Origin of the sequence: Nocardia sp. NPDC052316 (assembly GCF_044547795.1) — a bacterium.
Classification (GTDB): domain Bacteria; phylum Actinomycetota; class Actinomycetes; order Mycobacteriales; family Mycobacteriaceae; genus Nocardia.
In genome coordinates this window covers 78,051-93,370 of the sequence record NZ_JBIUBB010000002.1, presented here as the reverse complement: position 1 = coordinate 93,370, position 15,320 = coordinate 78,051, and the positions used below count along the sequence as shown (strand labels likewise).

Genomic DNA, 15,320 nt, shown 5'->3' with positions numbered 1-15,320 from the left:
GGGGGCATCGTGACGCAGCAGGTAAAAGTCGACCCTGCGGTATTGCAGCAAGCCGCGAAAGGCATCCAAGCAACCATCGGTGAGCTGTCGGGCATGGGCATCGGCGAAACCGGCAATATGGGTCGCGGGTTCTCGCTGCTGACCCTGTCGACGATGGAGGCGGGCAAGCACACGGTCCAGAAGACGTTCGAGGAGTTCACCGAGCGCTGGTCCTGGGGCGTGCGAGCACTGGTGCAGGCGGGCAACTCGATCGCCAAGACGTTGGGTTTGGCGGCCGGGCGGTATCACGAGATGGACGCCAAAGCCGAGGGCATGCTCAAGAAAATGTGGACGCACCTGGCGGGCAACCCCCACCTGACCGATGAACAAATCACCAAGCGGTCGTGGGGAGATACGTTCGCCGACAACTCGTTCAACCACATCCGCAACGCGGACTACAGCATGCAGTCGTTCGAGAAGGCCAACCAGACGATACAGACGAACTTCAAAGTCATCGAAGCGGTCGGCCCGCAGGCCTTCGCCAACATCTCCCCCGTCACCGGCAGTCTGCTCACCGGTCAGACACCCGGCTGGAACACGGGCGCGTCGGAGCAGGCGGCGAAGATCATGAAGGATGCAGAGGGCAAATAGCTTTGGGACTCTGGGATGTCGTCAACGATATCGGCGACGCGATCGAGAAGGGCGTCGAAAAAGTTGTCGAGGGTGCCGGTCAGGTCATCGACGACGGCTTGGACGTCCTTTCTGACGGCGCGAAATATGTCGGCCTCGATGGTCTCGCCGAAGGACTCGACGACCTCGGCGACAATATCGCCTCGGGCACCGGCGGCGCCGTCGACGAGGAAGACCTCGGCGAGACCGAGGATCCCAAGGAACTCATCCGCGGCGAGCCGTCCGAAATCAGTTCCACCGCAGAAACATTGCAGAAGATGGCCACTGCCATCGACTCCACCGGCCAGGCGCTCAAGCAGATCGACGCCGCCGAATGGTCCGGCCAAGGCGCGGACGCGTTCAACGCCGTCTACGACAAGCAGCCGAAACTGTGGTTCGACTGCGCCGACGCGTTCACCTCGGCGGCCAAGGCCATGGAGGCCTGGCACAACGAGGTGAAGACCGCGCAGGACAAAGCCGCCGACGCCATCGACAAATGGAAGGCCGCCGACGCGGAGGAGCGCAGGCAGAAGAACTGGTGGAACTCGCTCACCGGGGAACAGCAGGCGCAGACCACACTGGTCGATACTTGGACCAGCATGCGCAACGAGGCGCGAGAGATATTGCGCGGCGCCCGAACCCAGCGCGACAACGGTGCCTCCATTGCGGTGAGCGCCTTCGCCGCCGCTACCGAGAAGGCGCCCAAGGAACCGCCGTTCACCGACCGCTGGATGGCCAATATCTCGGATATGGGCGGGGTACTCGAACACGGGGCGTTGAACTTCACCTCGGGTCTGCTCACCAGCTTGACCGGGCTGGTCCAGTTCGTGCGTCAGGTCAATCCGACCGATATCTATAACCTGACCCACCCTGCCGAGTACGCGGCCGGTCTATCCAATCTGGGCACGGGATTGGTTGTCGCGGTCGCCGACCCGGGCGCGACGGTCAACGCGATACTGTCCGACGCCAGAAAGAATCCTTTCGAATTCCTCGGTGCGTTGACCGGTGACGCGCTACTCACCGCGGCCACCGGCGGTGGCGGCAGCGCCAAGGTCGCGCTGAGCGCGCTGCGGAAGGTATCCGATGCCGGTCGGCTCGCTCGCGGTGCCGACAATGTCGGCGATCTCGGCCGGGGCCTGCGAAATACGTCCACGCACAACCCGACGTCCACTCCGGATCCGGGCAGCCAGTTCGGCACGCCGTCGCATGCGTCGATGGACACCACCCAGCGGCCCGGCCCCGCACAGGTCGACACCGGGCACCGACCCGAGAACAACCCGGTCCAGGCGAGCAGCCGACCCGAATCCCCGGCGCCGCGGACCGAGAACACCGGCAGCAACAACTCGACCTCCGAACCGCCGAGCACGCAGCGCTCGGAGCCGTCGTCGTCCAGTCCGGCGAACAACTCCCCCGACCCGGCCCCCACCCGCCAGGCCGACCCGGCACCGACCCGCCAGGCAGACCCCGATCCGACACCTGCCACGCACACCGACCCCACACCGTCGCCTACCTCGCATGCCGACCCTTCGCCGACCGCTCGCCCCGAACCCTCCCCTGATACTGCGCCCACCCAGCGACCGGAGACGGACACCGCACCTCCGCCGCGCACGGACCCCGACCCGTCACCTGCCGCCCGGCCGGGGCCGGACCCGGATCCCGGACCGACGCGCATCGATCCTCGGCCCGAGGAAATGCGCCCGGCCTCGACGGTGGACACCACGGCGCCGTCCCCACGCACCGAAGTCGATTCGACACCCAACCCACGCACCGAAGTCGACTCCACACCCAACCCACGCACCGAGATCGACTCCACACCCAACCCACGCACCGAGATCGACTCCACACCCAACCCACGCACCGAGATCGACTCCACACCCAACCCACGCACCGAGATCGACTCCACACCCAACCCACGCACCGAAGTCGACCCGGCAGCGTCTCCGCGCGCGAATTCTGATGCGCCACAGTCGGTTCGTACGGACGCCGACCACACGCCGAACACACGACCGGATGCGACGCCGACCACGGCGGCCGACCGGCCTCCCACGGCACACGCCGATCCCGACGCGACACCGCAGGTCCGCACAGACCCCACACCGGACACCCGGCCTGCCGCCACGCCGGAGACGAGTACCGCACCCACCCCTGGCCCCGCATGGCATCCGGGCGCGACGCCGCATGCCGATAGCCCGACACCGCAGCCGCGCACACAATCGGACTCCCCGTCGGGAACGCGCCCACAGCCCGACCCGGCGCGCCCACACACCGACGCGCCAGCCCGTCCCGAACCCGCGCCCCGGCCGCAGCCCGATCGGTCGCCGGCCCCACGCGCGAATCCAGACCCAACGCCCGCGACGCGCCCCCATCCGGAAGCGCCGGTAGCACGGCCGCACCGCGACCCGGTACCGGCAGGCCGTGCCGATCAGCCTTCGTCGCCGACAGCCCGCTCACAATCCGCTTCGCCATCGCACGCGCGTCCAACTCCAGACCACACCCCGCCGCGCGCGCATACCGACCCGCCGACGCGAACCGAGCCGGATGCACCACGGCGACAAACGGATCCCTCGGCCGACCACCGCGGTGACGGCCGACCAGACACCACCCATACCGATGAACCCGCCCCGCACGATCGCGATCCCGAGCTCGCGCACTCCGGTGGTGCGGTTCGCCCCCGCGACGACTTCGCGGCCTTCGAATGGGCCGAGGACGCCTACGACCATTTCCGCAGGCACGATCGCGACATCGACGAAATCACCCGGGTTCTCGCCGATCACCCGCACGCCGACGGCTCGACCTTCACCCGCGCCGACATCGACCAGATCAAGCAACACCTGTTCCGTGAGGAACATCCCATCGTCGACTACGACGGCACCCTCGAGCACCGCAGGTTCGACGCCGATCCGGCGATCGCCGAGGCCTGGATCCGGCTGCGCTCCGGCCGCCCACTGCCTGCGGATATCGTATTGCTCAGGCACGAACTCGCCGAGTCCACGTACCTGCGCAACAATCCCGGATCGACCTATCAGGATGCACACGCGCACGCGAACACCAACCACAACTGGTCCAACGACATCCCGCCGCGGACGGGCGAACGCTACGACACACACTGGGGAGCGAACGATGGCCCTGCTGATCTACTACAACCAGATTCGCAACGACCCGAACGAGGTGGAGTACCAGTTCGGGGAGACGAGGGAAACCCTCGACCGCACCCTGATAATCGACAAGACGAACCACACCGCCCAGACGGCCACTCCGGAGGACGGGATCTTCCGCACCGCGGCGGGCCAGATCATGATCCGAGCCAAACGCGAGAAAACCTGGCCCCCGAACGGCGTGATCGCCTCGTAGACCCGGCCCCGTCCGCCCACGCAACCCCGAATCACGCCGACGCGAGACCCACTGCTACACATCCCGATACGCACCCGCGGTCGTCGCCTGACCACACCCCACGTGCCGATACCGACCCGCCGATGCGAACCGACCCGGATTCACCAGGGCACCGGGATACGGATCCGCCCTCCGGCCGTGGACCGGACGGTGACACACAACCGCGTACACCACACCATGATCCGGACCGTTCTCCCGATCGCAACGACCGTCCGCGCGGGCCGGAGGACCCGCCGCGGGATCGTCACCCGGATCGCGACCGAGAACCGGATCGCGACCGCCAGCCGGAACGCGACCGCCAGCCAGATCGCGACCGCCAGCCGGAACGCGACCGCCAGCCAGACCACGACCGCGAACCAGACCGCGACCGCCAGCCGGAACGCGACCGCGAACCCGACCGCCAACCAGACAACGACCGTCACCCCGTCCGCGACCGCGAACCCGATAACGACCGCGACCGTCAACCGGACGACGACCGTCAACCAGACCGCGATCGCGACCCTGACAACCCCACCGCACAGGACCGTGCCGACGCCGACCGCAATGCCCACGAGCACGCCCGCGACTCCGGCCCGGAATCCGACCGCACCCCGGAGCAGAAGACCTGTTCCACCGACCCGGTCGACATCAGTACAGGCGAATTCCTGCTCCCCGAAACAGATCTCGACCTTCCCGGTGTCCTCCCGCTGAACCTGCAGCGGGCGCACCATTCGAACTACCGGTTCGGTCGCTGGTTCGGCCCGTCGTGGTCCAGCACGTTGGACGCGCGCATCGTCGTCGAGGAAGCAGGCGTCACCTTCATCGGCGAGAACGCGATGATGCTCGCCTATCCGCACGCCGAGGTCGGCGTACCGGTGCACCCGCTCACCGAGGGCCAGCAATGGTCGTTGACCCGCACCGATGCCGGCGGCTACCGCGTGCGAGATCAACGACGAGAGGTGATCTGGCACTTCGCCCCCGAACTCGGACTGGACGGCATCGAAGCCAAGTTCGGCAACTACGCGGTCTCCGCCATCACCGACCGACACCACAACCGCATCCGTTTCCACTACGACGCCGACGGTGTACCGACCGAGGTCTCGCACTCAGGCGGATATCGCGTCCGTATCCACTCGGATCGAGCGCGTATCACCGGCCTCTCCCTGATCACCGACGATCCGGACCTCGGCGAATTCGCCACGCCGGTAATGGAGTTCATCTACACGGACGCGGATCTGATCGCGGTGATCAACGCCGACGGAGGCGCAACCCGCTACACCTACGACGCCAAACACCGGATGACATCGTGGACCGACTCCAACGGCAACCAGATGGTCAACACCTACGACGAATCCGGCCGCGTCGTCTTCCAACGCGGCACTGCCGGAATCCTCAACTGCGACTACGACTATCTGCCACTCCCCGACGGCTCCGGCCGCCTCACCACCGTCACCGACTCACTCGGCGCCACCACCACCCACGGTTTCGACCGCGAACTCCAACTACGCGACCTCATCGACCCGGCCGGCGGCCACACCCACATCGACTACAACGCCGACCGCAGACCACTGACCATCACCGATCCCGGTGGAGCAATCACCCGCTACGTGTACAACGAAGCGGGCGACCGAACGGAAGTCGTTCGCCCCGACGGCAATTCGACCGAGGTCGAATACGTCTGGCGCCACCGGGCCAGCAAGATAACCTACCCCGACGGTTCCGTCTCGCGTCGTGAATGGACGACCGACGGCGACCTCGCCGCCGTCATCGACCCTGCCGAAAACCGTACCGAATTCACCTATCATCCCAACGGCGCTCTGGCCACCATCGTCGAATCCAACGGTGCCCGCACCACCATGCAGGTCGACGCGGCCGGTCTGCTGACCCAGATCACCCAGCCCGACGGCGCCGTAACCCACATCCGACGTGATTCCGCGGGCCGACCGACCCACATCACCGATCCACTCGGCTCGGTAACCCGATACGACTGGTCTCCTACCGGAAACCTGCTCCGCAGAACAGACCCCGACGGCCACACCGAATCGTGGGCCTACGACGGCGAAGGCAACCTCCGCACGCACACCGACCGCGCGGGCGGCGTCACCCGGCTCTCCTACGGGGACTTCGATCTCCTGCATTCCCGCATCGACCCCGACGGCTCTGTCACCCGATACACCTGGGACACCGAGCGCCGCATCACCGCCGTGCACAACCCCATCGGTCAAACCTGGACCTACGAATACGACGGTGCCGGAAGGATCATTGCCGAGACCGACTACGCCGGGGCGACAACCCGATACACCTACGACCGAGCCGGACGAATCGGTGCGGTCACTCCGGCCACGGGCACAACTCGCCACCACCGCTACGACATACTCGGTCGCGTCACCGAGGTCGCCGCCGACGACGAGTGGATCCGCTACACCTACGATCCGGCCGGTCGTGCCCTTTCCGCCGTCAACGGCATCGGAGCTGACCGCACGCACTCTCTCGAATTCGCCTACACCGCGGTCGGTAGCGTGGCCTCGGAGCAGCTCGACACCCGGCAGCCGATGCTGTTCGAGTACGATCAGCGCGGACATCGGGTTCGCCGGACCACGCCCTCCGGCGCCGTGGCAACCTGGCACCACGATGTCTCCGGTCGCTTGGACCATCTCAGCGCCGACGACCACGACATCACCTTCGACTACGATCCCCTCGGTCGATTGACCAGCTGGCGGGTCGGTGAATTGGCGGTGACCCGGGGTATCACCCCGCTGGGCCAAGTGACCCACCAAGAGGTGATCGCCTTTCCAGCCCGAGCCTTGTCCCTCGGTTCCGGCTTGTCCGCCCGGCCCGCCCCGCATCGACTCCGCCGTGACGAATTCACTTACCGCGCAGACGGTTACCTCACCACACACACCATCGACCGTGCGCAGCAAGACCTGCTCCAGCGCGCCTACACCCTCGACGCCGCCGGTCGTATCACCGCCATCGCCACCAACGGCGCCCCCACCGAGCGCTACACCTACGATGCACTCAGCAATATCACCAACTCCACCGTATCCAGCACACCGCCGACATCGACACCTGTCGCCGCACTGCCCCTCCCGAGCGACGACGGTCGCCGTGAATACCGCGACAACCTCCTCATTCGCGACGGCCGAACGCGCTACCACTACGACTCAGCCGGTCGGCTGATTCGCAAAACCACCGTGCGCCTCTCCCGCAAACCCGACGTGTGGCACTACCGCTACAACGCTTTCGACGAACTCACCGACGTCTGGACTCCTGACAACCAGTGGTGGCACTACACCTACGATGCCTTCGGGCGGCGCGCCACCAAACAACACCTCGCCCACGACGGCTCCGTCCTCGAACGCGTCGACTACCACTGGGACGGCATCCATCTCATCGAGCAGGCCACGAGCAGTGGCACCATTCGCTGGCAGTACCAACCCGGCTCGCACACGCCACTCACCCAGACCACCGACGCGGCCACGATCGACCGCGAGTTCTACGCGATCATCACCGACCTCGTCGGCACTCCGACCGAACTGATAGATCCCGGTACTGCCGTGCCCGCGGCCACCGCAAGCGCCGACCTCTGGGGCCGGACGAACTGGCGTGGGAAATCAAGCTCACCTTTGCGGTTCCCGGGGCAAATTCATGACCCGGAAACCGGGCTGCACTACAACATGTTCCGGTACTACAACCCGGACACCGGTCAGTACCTCACGCCCGACCCCCTCGGCCTGTCGCCCGCGCCAAACCCTTACGCCTACACCGTCAACCCGCTCAGGTTCATCGATCCACTGGGCCTGACACCGCGCGCCTGCGAGCGGTTCGACAACTTCTACAGGCAGGTCCAGCCTGGAGAGCTCGAACGTGCGCCTGCCCCTTACCCAGGGGGCAGAGAAGGGCACGCGGACACGAAACACCGCGTCACCCCCCAGGTTCAGGCGTCTATTCTCAACAACCCTGACCGGATCTTCTCCGGGACCTTCCACGGCGAGAACCACATCACCGGTCAGCCCTACACCCGCGAAGTAGACATCTATTACCGTGAAGGTTCCCGAGACCCGAACAGGGGTTCGGTGGTCATCACCGAAGCGGGTAACAAGAACTCCGTCATCACGGCCTATGGTTTGATCGACAGGCGGGTTCCGAATCCGAAGGGGGTCAAAGTGGACAACTGGGCGGGCAACCCGAATTACGTGGAGATCCGCACCACTGATGGTGCACACGAAGTGGTGTTTCCCAACCGGGAGAAATGGGAAAGGAACGACTGGCAGTGACGGTCGACGATGGGGCCGAGGACAACCCGGCAGCGGGCCGGTGGCTGTCGGCGATCAACGCCCTCGCCCACAGTCTCGCCACTCATCTCGGCGAGCAGGTGAACGTGGTCGACCCCGGCGAGATGGAGGAGGCGTTTTCCTGTCTCATCCGAGGTCCTGAACCGTCCAGTCCATCCCTCCAGGTGACCTGGGAGGGAGTTCTCGGCATGCATTACAGCGACGGACTGCCCGCCGTCAGCGTGTCGATGTTCCTGTACAGCCGAGGCCGCCGCCTGCGGCTCGACGACCACCCCGGCAGTTATCTGGAAATCGTCTATGAGGGTCCCCTCGACGGCTCGGGGACCTGGCGCGATCTGGGCTGGCTGCGGGACGATTTCGGCGAGTTCGAGGCATACGACCGATACAGTGGCTGACTGCTCCATGCGACTGTCGGCGTGTACTGCTCACACGCACGGCGCACGAGCCGGGGGTGTCGGCTACGTGCCCGGTGTGGCGAAGACGATCAGCGCCATGAACGCCAGGTTGATGAAGTAAGTGCCTTCGACCAAGCCGACGGTGATGAGAAACGGTGTCATAAGGCGGCTTTGGGCCTCGGGCTGCCTGGTGATTCCAGCGAGTAGCTGACCACCGGCGAAGCCGTCGCCCAGGCAGGCACCGGCCGCGCCACCGCCCATCATCAATCCTCCGCCGATGAACGCCCCCGCGGTGATCACCGCTTTCACCATTTCCGGATCGGATGCCATGTCGGTGCCTCCCGTCGGCCGGCCCGAGGCTCGGCCATGTACTCTTTACAATGCAGTTGCATCGTAACCGGAGTCGACCAGTTATGGCAATGCATTCGCATTGCTAAAGGGAGAAGTAGCCAGTGCCGAAACAGGTGGACCATCAGGAGCGCCGCCAGCAGATCGCCGCCGCGGTCTGCCGATTGGCGGCCACGCACGGCCTCGAAGGCGTCAGCCTGCGCCACGTAGCCGCCGAGGCCGGGGTATCGATGGGGCGGGTGCAGCACTACTTCAAAACCAAGGACGAGATGCTGCTGTTCACCTTCGGCACGATCAGTGAGGGCATCGAACACCGTGTCACCCAGGCGGTTTCGGCCCTGCCGCAACCGCCGGATGCTCGCTCGCTGGTGCGCGCGCTCCTGGTCGAGATGATGCCGATCGGCGACCACGCCAAAGCCGAAATGCCCATGTGGATAGCCTTTTTTGCCCGCGCGGTGGTGGAGCCACAGCTGGCCGAGCTGCTACGCCACGGCACTCGCTCACTGCACGGGTTCGTCGCCGAACAGATCGGCAACGCCCGTCCGACAAGCGATCTCACCTCCATCGACGCCGACCGGGAAGCCGACATCCTGCTCTCGCTCACCGACGGACTGATGATGCGCCTGATGGTGGGCGGGATCGACCCCGAAACCGCGCTGGCCGCACTCGACCATCAGCTCGACCGCGCCTTCGGGGCATGACCGTCGCTCGCTCAGCCCGCGCGCGGTCTCCGGCGGCCGATGCCCGGCAGCCGCCTCCCGCCGCGAGAAGTCGACCAGGCGGCCTTCACCGAACGACTCCCCCGCCGCTGTTGCGCGCCTCGGGCATGCCGTGGGTAGAGAGAACGATCCGATCATCGGGCTGCAACGACTCTTGCCAGAAGTGGTCCCGGAGTTCACTTGAAGTTGCTCGTAGCGACCGTGGCCCGCGTGCCTGACCCTCTGGCGGGCGGGCCGGGGACTGTCGGCGTACTCCCGCTGCTGCGGGTAGCGTTCGGCGCGTGGTTGGCCGATATTCGCACGTGTTGCGCAGCATGAATATTCAGGTCGGGCCGTTTTCCGGCCGCAAGAACGGCGAACGAGTATTGCGCACTTCGGGAACTGTGCTGATCCTTGCTTGCGCGTTCGTGCCGATGATGGACACCTTCATCGCGGGGGTGGCGTTACCCGGTATCCGGCGCGACTTCGGTATCGAGCCAGGGTCGGCGCTGCTGAGTCTGGTGCTGGTCGGATATATCGCGGCGTTCGGGTCGTTGTTGATTGTCGGTGGGCGGGTCGGTGACCGTTACGGACGTCGCCGGGTGCTGCGGGTATCGGTGGCGGGATTCCTGATCACCTCGGCGCTCTGCGGGTGGGCACCGAGTTTCGGAGTGCTGGTGGGCAGCCGCATTCTGCAGGGCGCGACGGCGGCGTTCGTGATGCCTCAGGTGCTGGGATTGGTGACCGCGCATGCCGGCGACCGCCGGGAACGGGCGATCAGCTGGTATTCGTCCATGAGCGGTATCTCCGCGCTGGTCGGTCTCATCGGCGGTAGTGCGCTGCTCGAACTCGCGGGTGGCGGTGGCGCATGGCGGTGGCTATTTCTGATCAACATTCCCGTCGGGGTTGTCGCGTTGCTCTTGTTGCCCCGCTTGGTTCCGGATACCGAACCGAATGTTGGTCAATATATCGATGGGCGCGGCGCGGCGCTGTTGTCGCTGACGGTGCTCTCATTCCTCCTGACCCTGTCCATGTCGACCATCCTCGGCGCGGGGACCATCGCGCTGGCGGTAGCCACGGTCGCGATCGGCTGGGCTTGGCTGGCCCATCAGCGTCGATGCGCGGCCGCAGGGAAGACGGCCGTGGTGCCGGAGGGCATGTTCGACAATCCGGATCTCCGGTGGGCGCTGGCCCTGATGTTGCCCTTCTTCGCGGGTGCGGGCGGATTCCTTTATGCCCTGCCGCAAACCTTGCAGGAAGGGCTGGGACACTCCCTTGTCGTCGCCGGATTGTTGACCGCGCCGATGGCGTTGGGGTTTCTGGTTTCGTCGTTCGCGGTGCCGCGGATACGTGGTCGGCTCGGTGTTCGGGCGATCGCGTTGGGGGCGGCGGTGCAAGGCGTCGGGTTGGCGGGCACGGCGGTCGGGGTGGCTGCGGCGAACGCGCCGCTGATCTGCGTGGCGATGCTGCTGATCGGGACCGGGCAGGGCGTCACCCTCGGCGCGATGAACGCGCACATGCTTTCACTCGTGCCCGCCGAGCTGGCCGGGATGGGTGGCGGTGTGCTGCTCACCGCGCAGCAGGTCGCCATCGCCACGGGCGCTGCGGTTCTCGGGACGGTGTTCGGCGTGGTCGTTCAGGCGTCCGGCCACCAGGCGGCGATGGCGACGCTGCTGGTGGTGCAGGTGTTGTTGGCGGCGGTGGTGATCACCGCAAGTCTTCGATCAGCCGGGCGCGTCGACGGGTTGTAGCGACGAGATCTCGTGCAGGCTGTGGCCCATGTGTTCGTTCAAAAAACGCACCATGGTCCACCACTTACCACCGTCTGCGTCGAACTCGCCGAACCTGCTGCAGTACAGCGGAATCCAGCGCAGGAACTGCTCGATCATGATCTCACGCGAGGGCTGCTGCCGACCGTAGTCACCGTAGGAGATCGACCGGTGGTGGATGAAATAGCCGCCGGGGAGCCGGTTTTCGCACAGATCGGCGTATTCGCGGGTCTGCAGGATGAGGTAGTGCCACACCTCGTCGATCGCCTGCTCGACGGGCAGGAACAGACCGCTGAGCTCGTCGCGGTGCGCGGACACGAGTGTCAGGTAGCGCACCGCCTCACGAACCTGGACGCGGGCGGTGGGCTCGTCGACCCGGTTGTGTTCCCGCACATAGCGAACCGTCTCGTCGTACAGGTCGCCGAGCATCTCTTGTTCGGTCATCGGCATGCTCCTTCAGCGGACAAGCCAGGCGTACTTGCCGGACTTGCCGATCGGAATATGGGTATGGTGCACGACGACTACTGTCGTGCCGGTCAATTCGCTTGCCGCGGTTGCCAGCTCGTCGGCGGACGCACGGTCGAGGGCCGCGCCCTCGAAGGTGGTGTAGGCCAATTCGGCGTGCGTGCCGTCGACGCGCAGCTGGTAGACGAACACCTGCGGGCTGATGTCGGCGATGACGTCGTCGAGCTCCGCCTGCGAGGTGATGGCGGTGTCGGTGACCAGCAGTTCCTTCTCCCGGCCGCAGAAACGCACGATCTGCCGCGGGTCGGCGGAACCGTCGCCGGTGTGCACACAGTCGCCGGTGTTGTATCGGAGCAACGGCATGAACGGGTTGCGGATACTCGACACGACCAGGCTGTGGATACCGCGGCTGCCCGGAATCGGCTGCAGCTCGACTTCCATGTCGACCAGGTGCGAGTGGTAGCGGCCCTGCGTGTCGCCGTAGTACAGGTACCCGAGTTCGGTGCTTCCGAAAAGCTCGACGACCGGGCAGCCGAGCCGTTCGGCGAGGAAACGCCGGACATTGCGGGGTGTGAATTCGTAACCGTGAATCGCACTGACCGGTTGCGGGAACCTCTCGCCCGCCGCACGCAGCAGGTACGCCGCGTGATACGACGAACAGTCGAGATGGTAACGGCCGCCGCCTTTTTCGGCGCGGACCGCGTTGATCTCCGCGAGCATCCGATCGACGGCCTCCGGCGACCAGTCGGCCGGATCCAGCTCCTGATTGACGTACACGGTCCGGTCATCGAGCCACCGCCGCGCGATGTCGGCGGGCTCGCCGCCTTTGGATTCGTTGACCCGCGCCACATGATCGGTCGCGAGCCGCGTAGTGACCGATACCCGAGGCACCTGGGCGGCGAAGGTGTCGCCGATCTCCGGATGATCGCGCCACACCGCGTAATAGGTCTTCAGCAGGAACAGCGGGGGTCGGATGAGCGGCATCCGAGCGTGATTGGTACCGGTGGACCAGACATACTGCGCCGCACCGGACTCCAGCGCGGAACTTACCTGGGGGGTCATGAACGAATCCGGGAACGTCTCGGCGAGCTCGGATTTCGTGATGATCGGGAAAGAGTTCGCCGCCGCCCATTCCTGATAGAACGGGATGTCGCGGGTCGCCTCGACGAACTCGTGCGGAAGTGAGCGCGTGTTACGAGTGTCGGCCATGGTGTCCCGGCAGCCGGGGCCGAGCCGAGCAAGCGACTCGGCCCGCGGCGTGCGACTAGGAGATGCAGCCCGCCTTGGAGATGCAGCCGTCCTTGGCCCCGGAGTCGGAGTTCACGTCGACCCACTTCTCCCAGTTGGCATCTTGAGCGAGGGTCTTGATCAGATCGTTCATGGCGCTTCCCTTCGATCGATGGAACCTGCTTGCACGGCCCATGGTAAAGCATGAGTAAAGAGATTGCCTGGTGTACGTTTCGCTCACCGAACCGCGTACTTATAGCCAAATCGCATGATTTGCTTAGTAATAGGTTCCTGGACGCTCCGCCACCTTCGGTCATGCCCAGCGATCGGTGTCGCCACCTGTTGTCATGCCCGGCGCTCGGCGTCGCCGCCAACTCCGTCGAGGCTGTAAATTCACCGCCCCGCCCGCGCGGTCGAACACCCCACGACAGATCGGCAACCCTACGATTCAGCTACGGAGATCAGAAAGTGGGCAAGCATGCAGATCGAAGAACGTCGAACGTCCGTGCCCGCGCTGAGTGCGGTGACGGTATGGGGTGTGATCACCGCCGTGCTGACCGCTCCGATTGCCGCAGCCCTCGTCGGACTGGTCTACCGGTTTCCGATCCCGTTCGGTGACCATGCCAGCGGCATCGAAGAGTTCGGCAACGCGGCAATGGCGTCGGTGTACTACCTCGTCAAAGGCGAGGGACTCGTGCTCGCGGCACTCGGTGGCGGCGCGGGCTACCTCCTCGCACGAACCCTCGGGCCAGGGCTGGCCCGTGCGCTGCCGCTCGCCCTTCTGACCGCTTTCGGCCTGGCCCTGCTCGGCGCGCTCATCCTCGCCCTGAGCTGACCACCGGTCGTCGCTCACACGGTGAATCGCCGCAGCCGACCCGTCGTGCCGTGCTATTCGAGAACGGTCATGTCCGCAATGGAGTAGATGTTGCCACCGCTCTCGGTCTTGTGTCCTTGGATGTCGTCGAGCCAGGCCAGCGCGATCGGGCCGAGAGTTCTGCGCCCGGATGCCAGGTCGTATCGCGAGAATTCGGCCTTCTCTCCGTAGCTGATGGTCGAAATCGTCTGCCCGCGTACGGACAGCGCGACCTTGGCCTGTGTCCCGTGCAACGTCCACTCCTTCGTCACCGCGCTCGACCCGTCGAGCGGCACGGAGAGCACGTCACCGTCCCTGGTGACCCAGTAGAGCTTGTCGTTCAGCACCGCCAGGGAGCTGCGATGCGTCTCCCACGTGAAGCCGGGCATAGTCAGCGCTGTTTCCGTGCGCGTGCCGTCGGCGGTACGGAACTTCACCACCGTGAGTCTGGTAGCGCCGCCGCCGGTTACGGTCTGTTCCGAGGCATACAGCGCAACGATCTCGGATCCGTCCGCCGTGCACGGAGCCGTCGAGGTGACCGGCCGGAACTCCGTGTCGTAGTCCCACTGAGCGCGAGCGACAGGTGTGTTGTCCTGCCCCAGTTCGTATAGCCAGTTCTTCGTCGGATTCTCACCGCCGCCGACGACGGATTGCCGGACGACCGCGAAGTTGGATTTCCCACAGTACGAGGAGGTTCCGACTATTCCTGTTACTTTCCCGGTGCGCACCGAATTGTCGGCACCGATCGAGGCGAAACGGTTGACGTACTCGCCGTCGACGATTCCGGTGTTGTACCAGATCGTCGATGCCCCGCCGTCCGGCTGTATCGCCGCCGATTGGACTATCGATTCCCGATCGATGCCGAACCGTTCGCTCTTATCCTCGGTGACCGCCGCGACCGAGTCCGCGAACGAGGTGACGAGCCGATCGCCTGCAGCGAGCACACGATTGTTGCTGACCGCCGCACCGAGGTCCCGTCCGAGCACCTTGCCGTCCGCATCGAAGACAAACAGCAGCGAACGGTCTTGCTTCCCAACCGATTCCATGGCCAACGGGCCGACCACCACGGCCCCGGAAGCCGCCGCGGGCAGCCTGCGCAGGTCGTCGCCGGGGTAGTCGGGAGGATCAGAGCACGAGACGGTCATCCCGATCAACGCGGCGGCACAGACACTCGCCGTTCGCCGGGCCCTGGCTTCGACCATGCGCTAGGAGTTCCTCATCTTCTCGGCTTATGGGTGCGGAGGCTATCTTCG

The 15,320-nt window shown here is 65.5% G+C and carries 10 protein-coding genes; 6 read left to right on the top strand and 4 right to left on the bottom strand.

What is annotated here, in order from left to right; all coding sequences use genetic code 11:
• Positions 1–9: 9 nt before the first annotated feature.
• From ACIHA7_RS07640 to ACIHA7_RS07630, 3 genes are read left to right on the top strand one after another with little or no spacing between them, the layout of a single operon-like run.
• Positions 10–630, top strand: a complete 621-nt coding sequence (locus ACIHA7_RS07640) for a type VII secretion target (RefSeq protein ID WP_397286751.1) — start codon at positions 10–12, stop codon at positions 628–630.
• Between the two features lie 2 nt (positions 631–632).
• The gene (locus ACIHA7_RS07635) at positions 633–8,294 is read left to right on the top strand and encodes a putative T7SS-secreted protein (RefSeq protein ID WP_397286749.1); all 7,662 of its coding nucleotides are present in this window, start codon (positions 633–635) and stop codon (positions 8,292–8,294) included.
• On the top strand, positions 8,291–8,707 hold the full coding sequence (locus ACIHA7_RS07630) for a hypothetical protein (RefSeq protein WP_397286747.1): 417 nt from the start codon (positions 8,291–8,293) through the stop codon (positions 8,705–8,707). The genes ACIHA7_RS07635 and ACIHA7_RS07630 overlap by 4 nt, the downstream gene beginning before the upstream one ends.
• A gap of 63 nt (positions 8,708–8,770) precedes the next feature.
• Here ACIHA7_RS07630 and ACIHA7_RS07625 read toward each other — a convergent pair whose 3' ends face one another.
• Positions 8,771–9,037, bottom strand: a complete 267-nt coding sequence (locus tag ACIHA7_RS07625) for a F0F1 ATP synthase subunit C (protein WP_240772232.1) — start codon at positions 9,035–9,037, stop codon at positions 8,771–8,773.
• 122 nt (positions 9,038–9,159) lie between these two features.
• Between ACIHA7_RS07625 and ACIHA7_RS07620 the strand changes: the two genes are divergently transcribed.
• On the top strand, positions 9,160–9,756 hold the full coding sequence (locus ACIHA7_RS07620; RefSeq protein WP_397286745.1) for a TetR/AcrR family transcriptional regulator: 597 nt from the start codon (positions 9,160–9,162) through the stop codon (positions 9,754–9,756).
• A 299-nt stretch (positions 9,757–10,055) separates the two neighbouring features.
• Positions 10,056–11,504, top strand: a complete 1,449-nt coding sequence (locus tag ACIHA7_RS07615; RefSeq protein ID WP_397286743.1) for an MFS transporter — start codon at positions 10,056–10,058, stop codon at positions 11,502–11,504.
• Here ACIHA7_RS07615 and ACIHA7_RS07610 read toward each other — a convergent pair.
• The gene (locus ACIHA7_RS07610) at positions 11,478–11,966 is read right to left on the bottom strand and encodes a hypothetical protein (protein ID WP_397286741.1); all 489 of its coding nucleotides are present in this window, start codon (positions 11,964–11,966) and stop codon (positions 11,478–11,480) included. The genes ACIHA7_RS07615 and ACIHA7_RS07610 overlap by 27 nt on opposite strands.
• A 12-nt stretch (positions 11,967–11,978) precedes the next feature.
• On the bottom strand, positions 11,979–13,196 hold the full coding sequence (locus ACIHA7_RS07605) for a hypothetical protein (RefSeq protein ID WP_397286739.1): 1,218 nt from the start codon (positions 13,194–13,196) through the stop codon (positions 11,979–11,981).
• Positions 13,197–13,692: 496 nt separating this feature from the next.
• Between ACIHA7_RS07605 and ACIHA7_RS07600 the strand changes: the two genes are divergently transcribed.
• Positions 13,693–14,049 carry a hypothetical protein gene (locus tag ACIHA7_RS07600; protein ID WP_397286737.1) on the top strand — a complete coding sequence of 119 codons (357 nt, stop codon included), beginning with the start codon at positions 13,693–13,695 and terminating at the stop codon, positions 14,047–14,049.
• A gap of 53 nt (positions 14,050–14,102) precedes the next feature.
• Here the strand turns inward: ACIHA7_RS07600 and ACIHA7_RS07595 are convergent, their stop codons facing one another.
• Positions 14,103–15,269: a hypothetical protein gene (locus ACIHA7_RS07595; protein WP_397286735.1), complete on the bottom strand. Its 1,167-nt coding sequence runs from the start codon at positions 15,267–15,269 to the stop codon at positions 14,103–14,105.
• Positions 15,270–15,320: the final 51 nt, after the last annotated feature.

What these genes read in the sequence shown, in the direction of transcription:
- ACIHA7_RS07595 (WP_397286735.1), bottom strand. Translation starts at nt 15,269, where the DNA reads ATGGTCGAAGCCAGGGCCCGGCGAACGGCGAGTGTCTGTGCCGCCGCG.
- ACIHA7_RS07600 (WP_397286737.1), top strand. Translation starts at nt 13,693, where the DNA reads ATGCAGATCGAAGAACGTCGAACGTCCGTGCCCGCGCTGAGTGCGGTG.
- ACIHA7_RS07605 (WP_397286739.1), bottom strand. Translation starts at nt 13,196, where the DNA reads ATGGCCGACACTCGTAACACGCGCTCACTTCCGCACGAGTTCGTCGAG.
- ACIHA7_RS07610 (WP_397286741.1), bottom strand. Translation starts at nt 11,966, where the DNA reads ATGACCGAACAAGAGATGCTCGGCGACCTGTACGACGAGACGGTTCGC.
- ACIHA7_RS07625 (WP_240772232.1), bottom strand. Translation starts at nt 9,037, where the DNA reads ATGGCATCCGATCCGGAAATGGTGAAAGCGGTGATCACCGCGGGGGCG.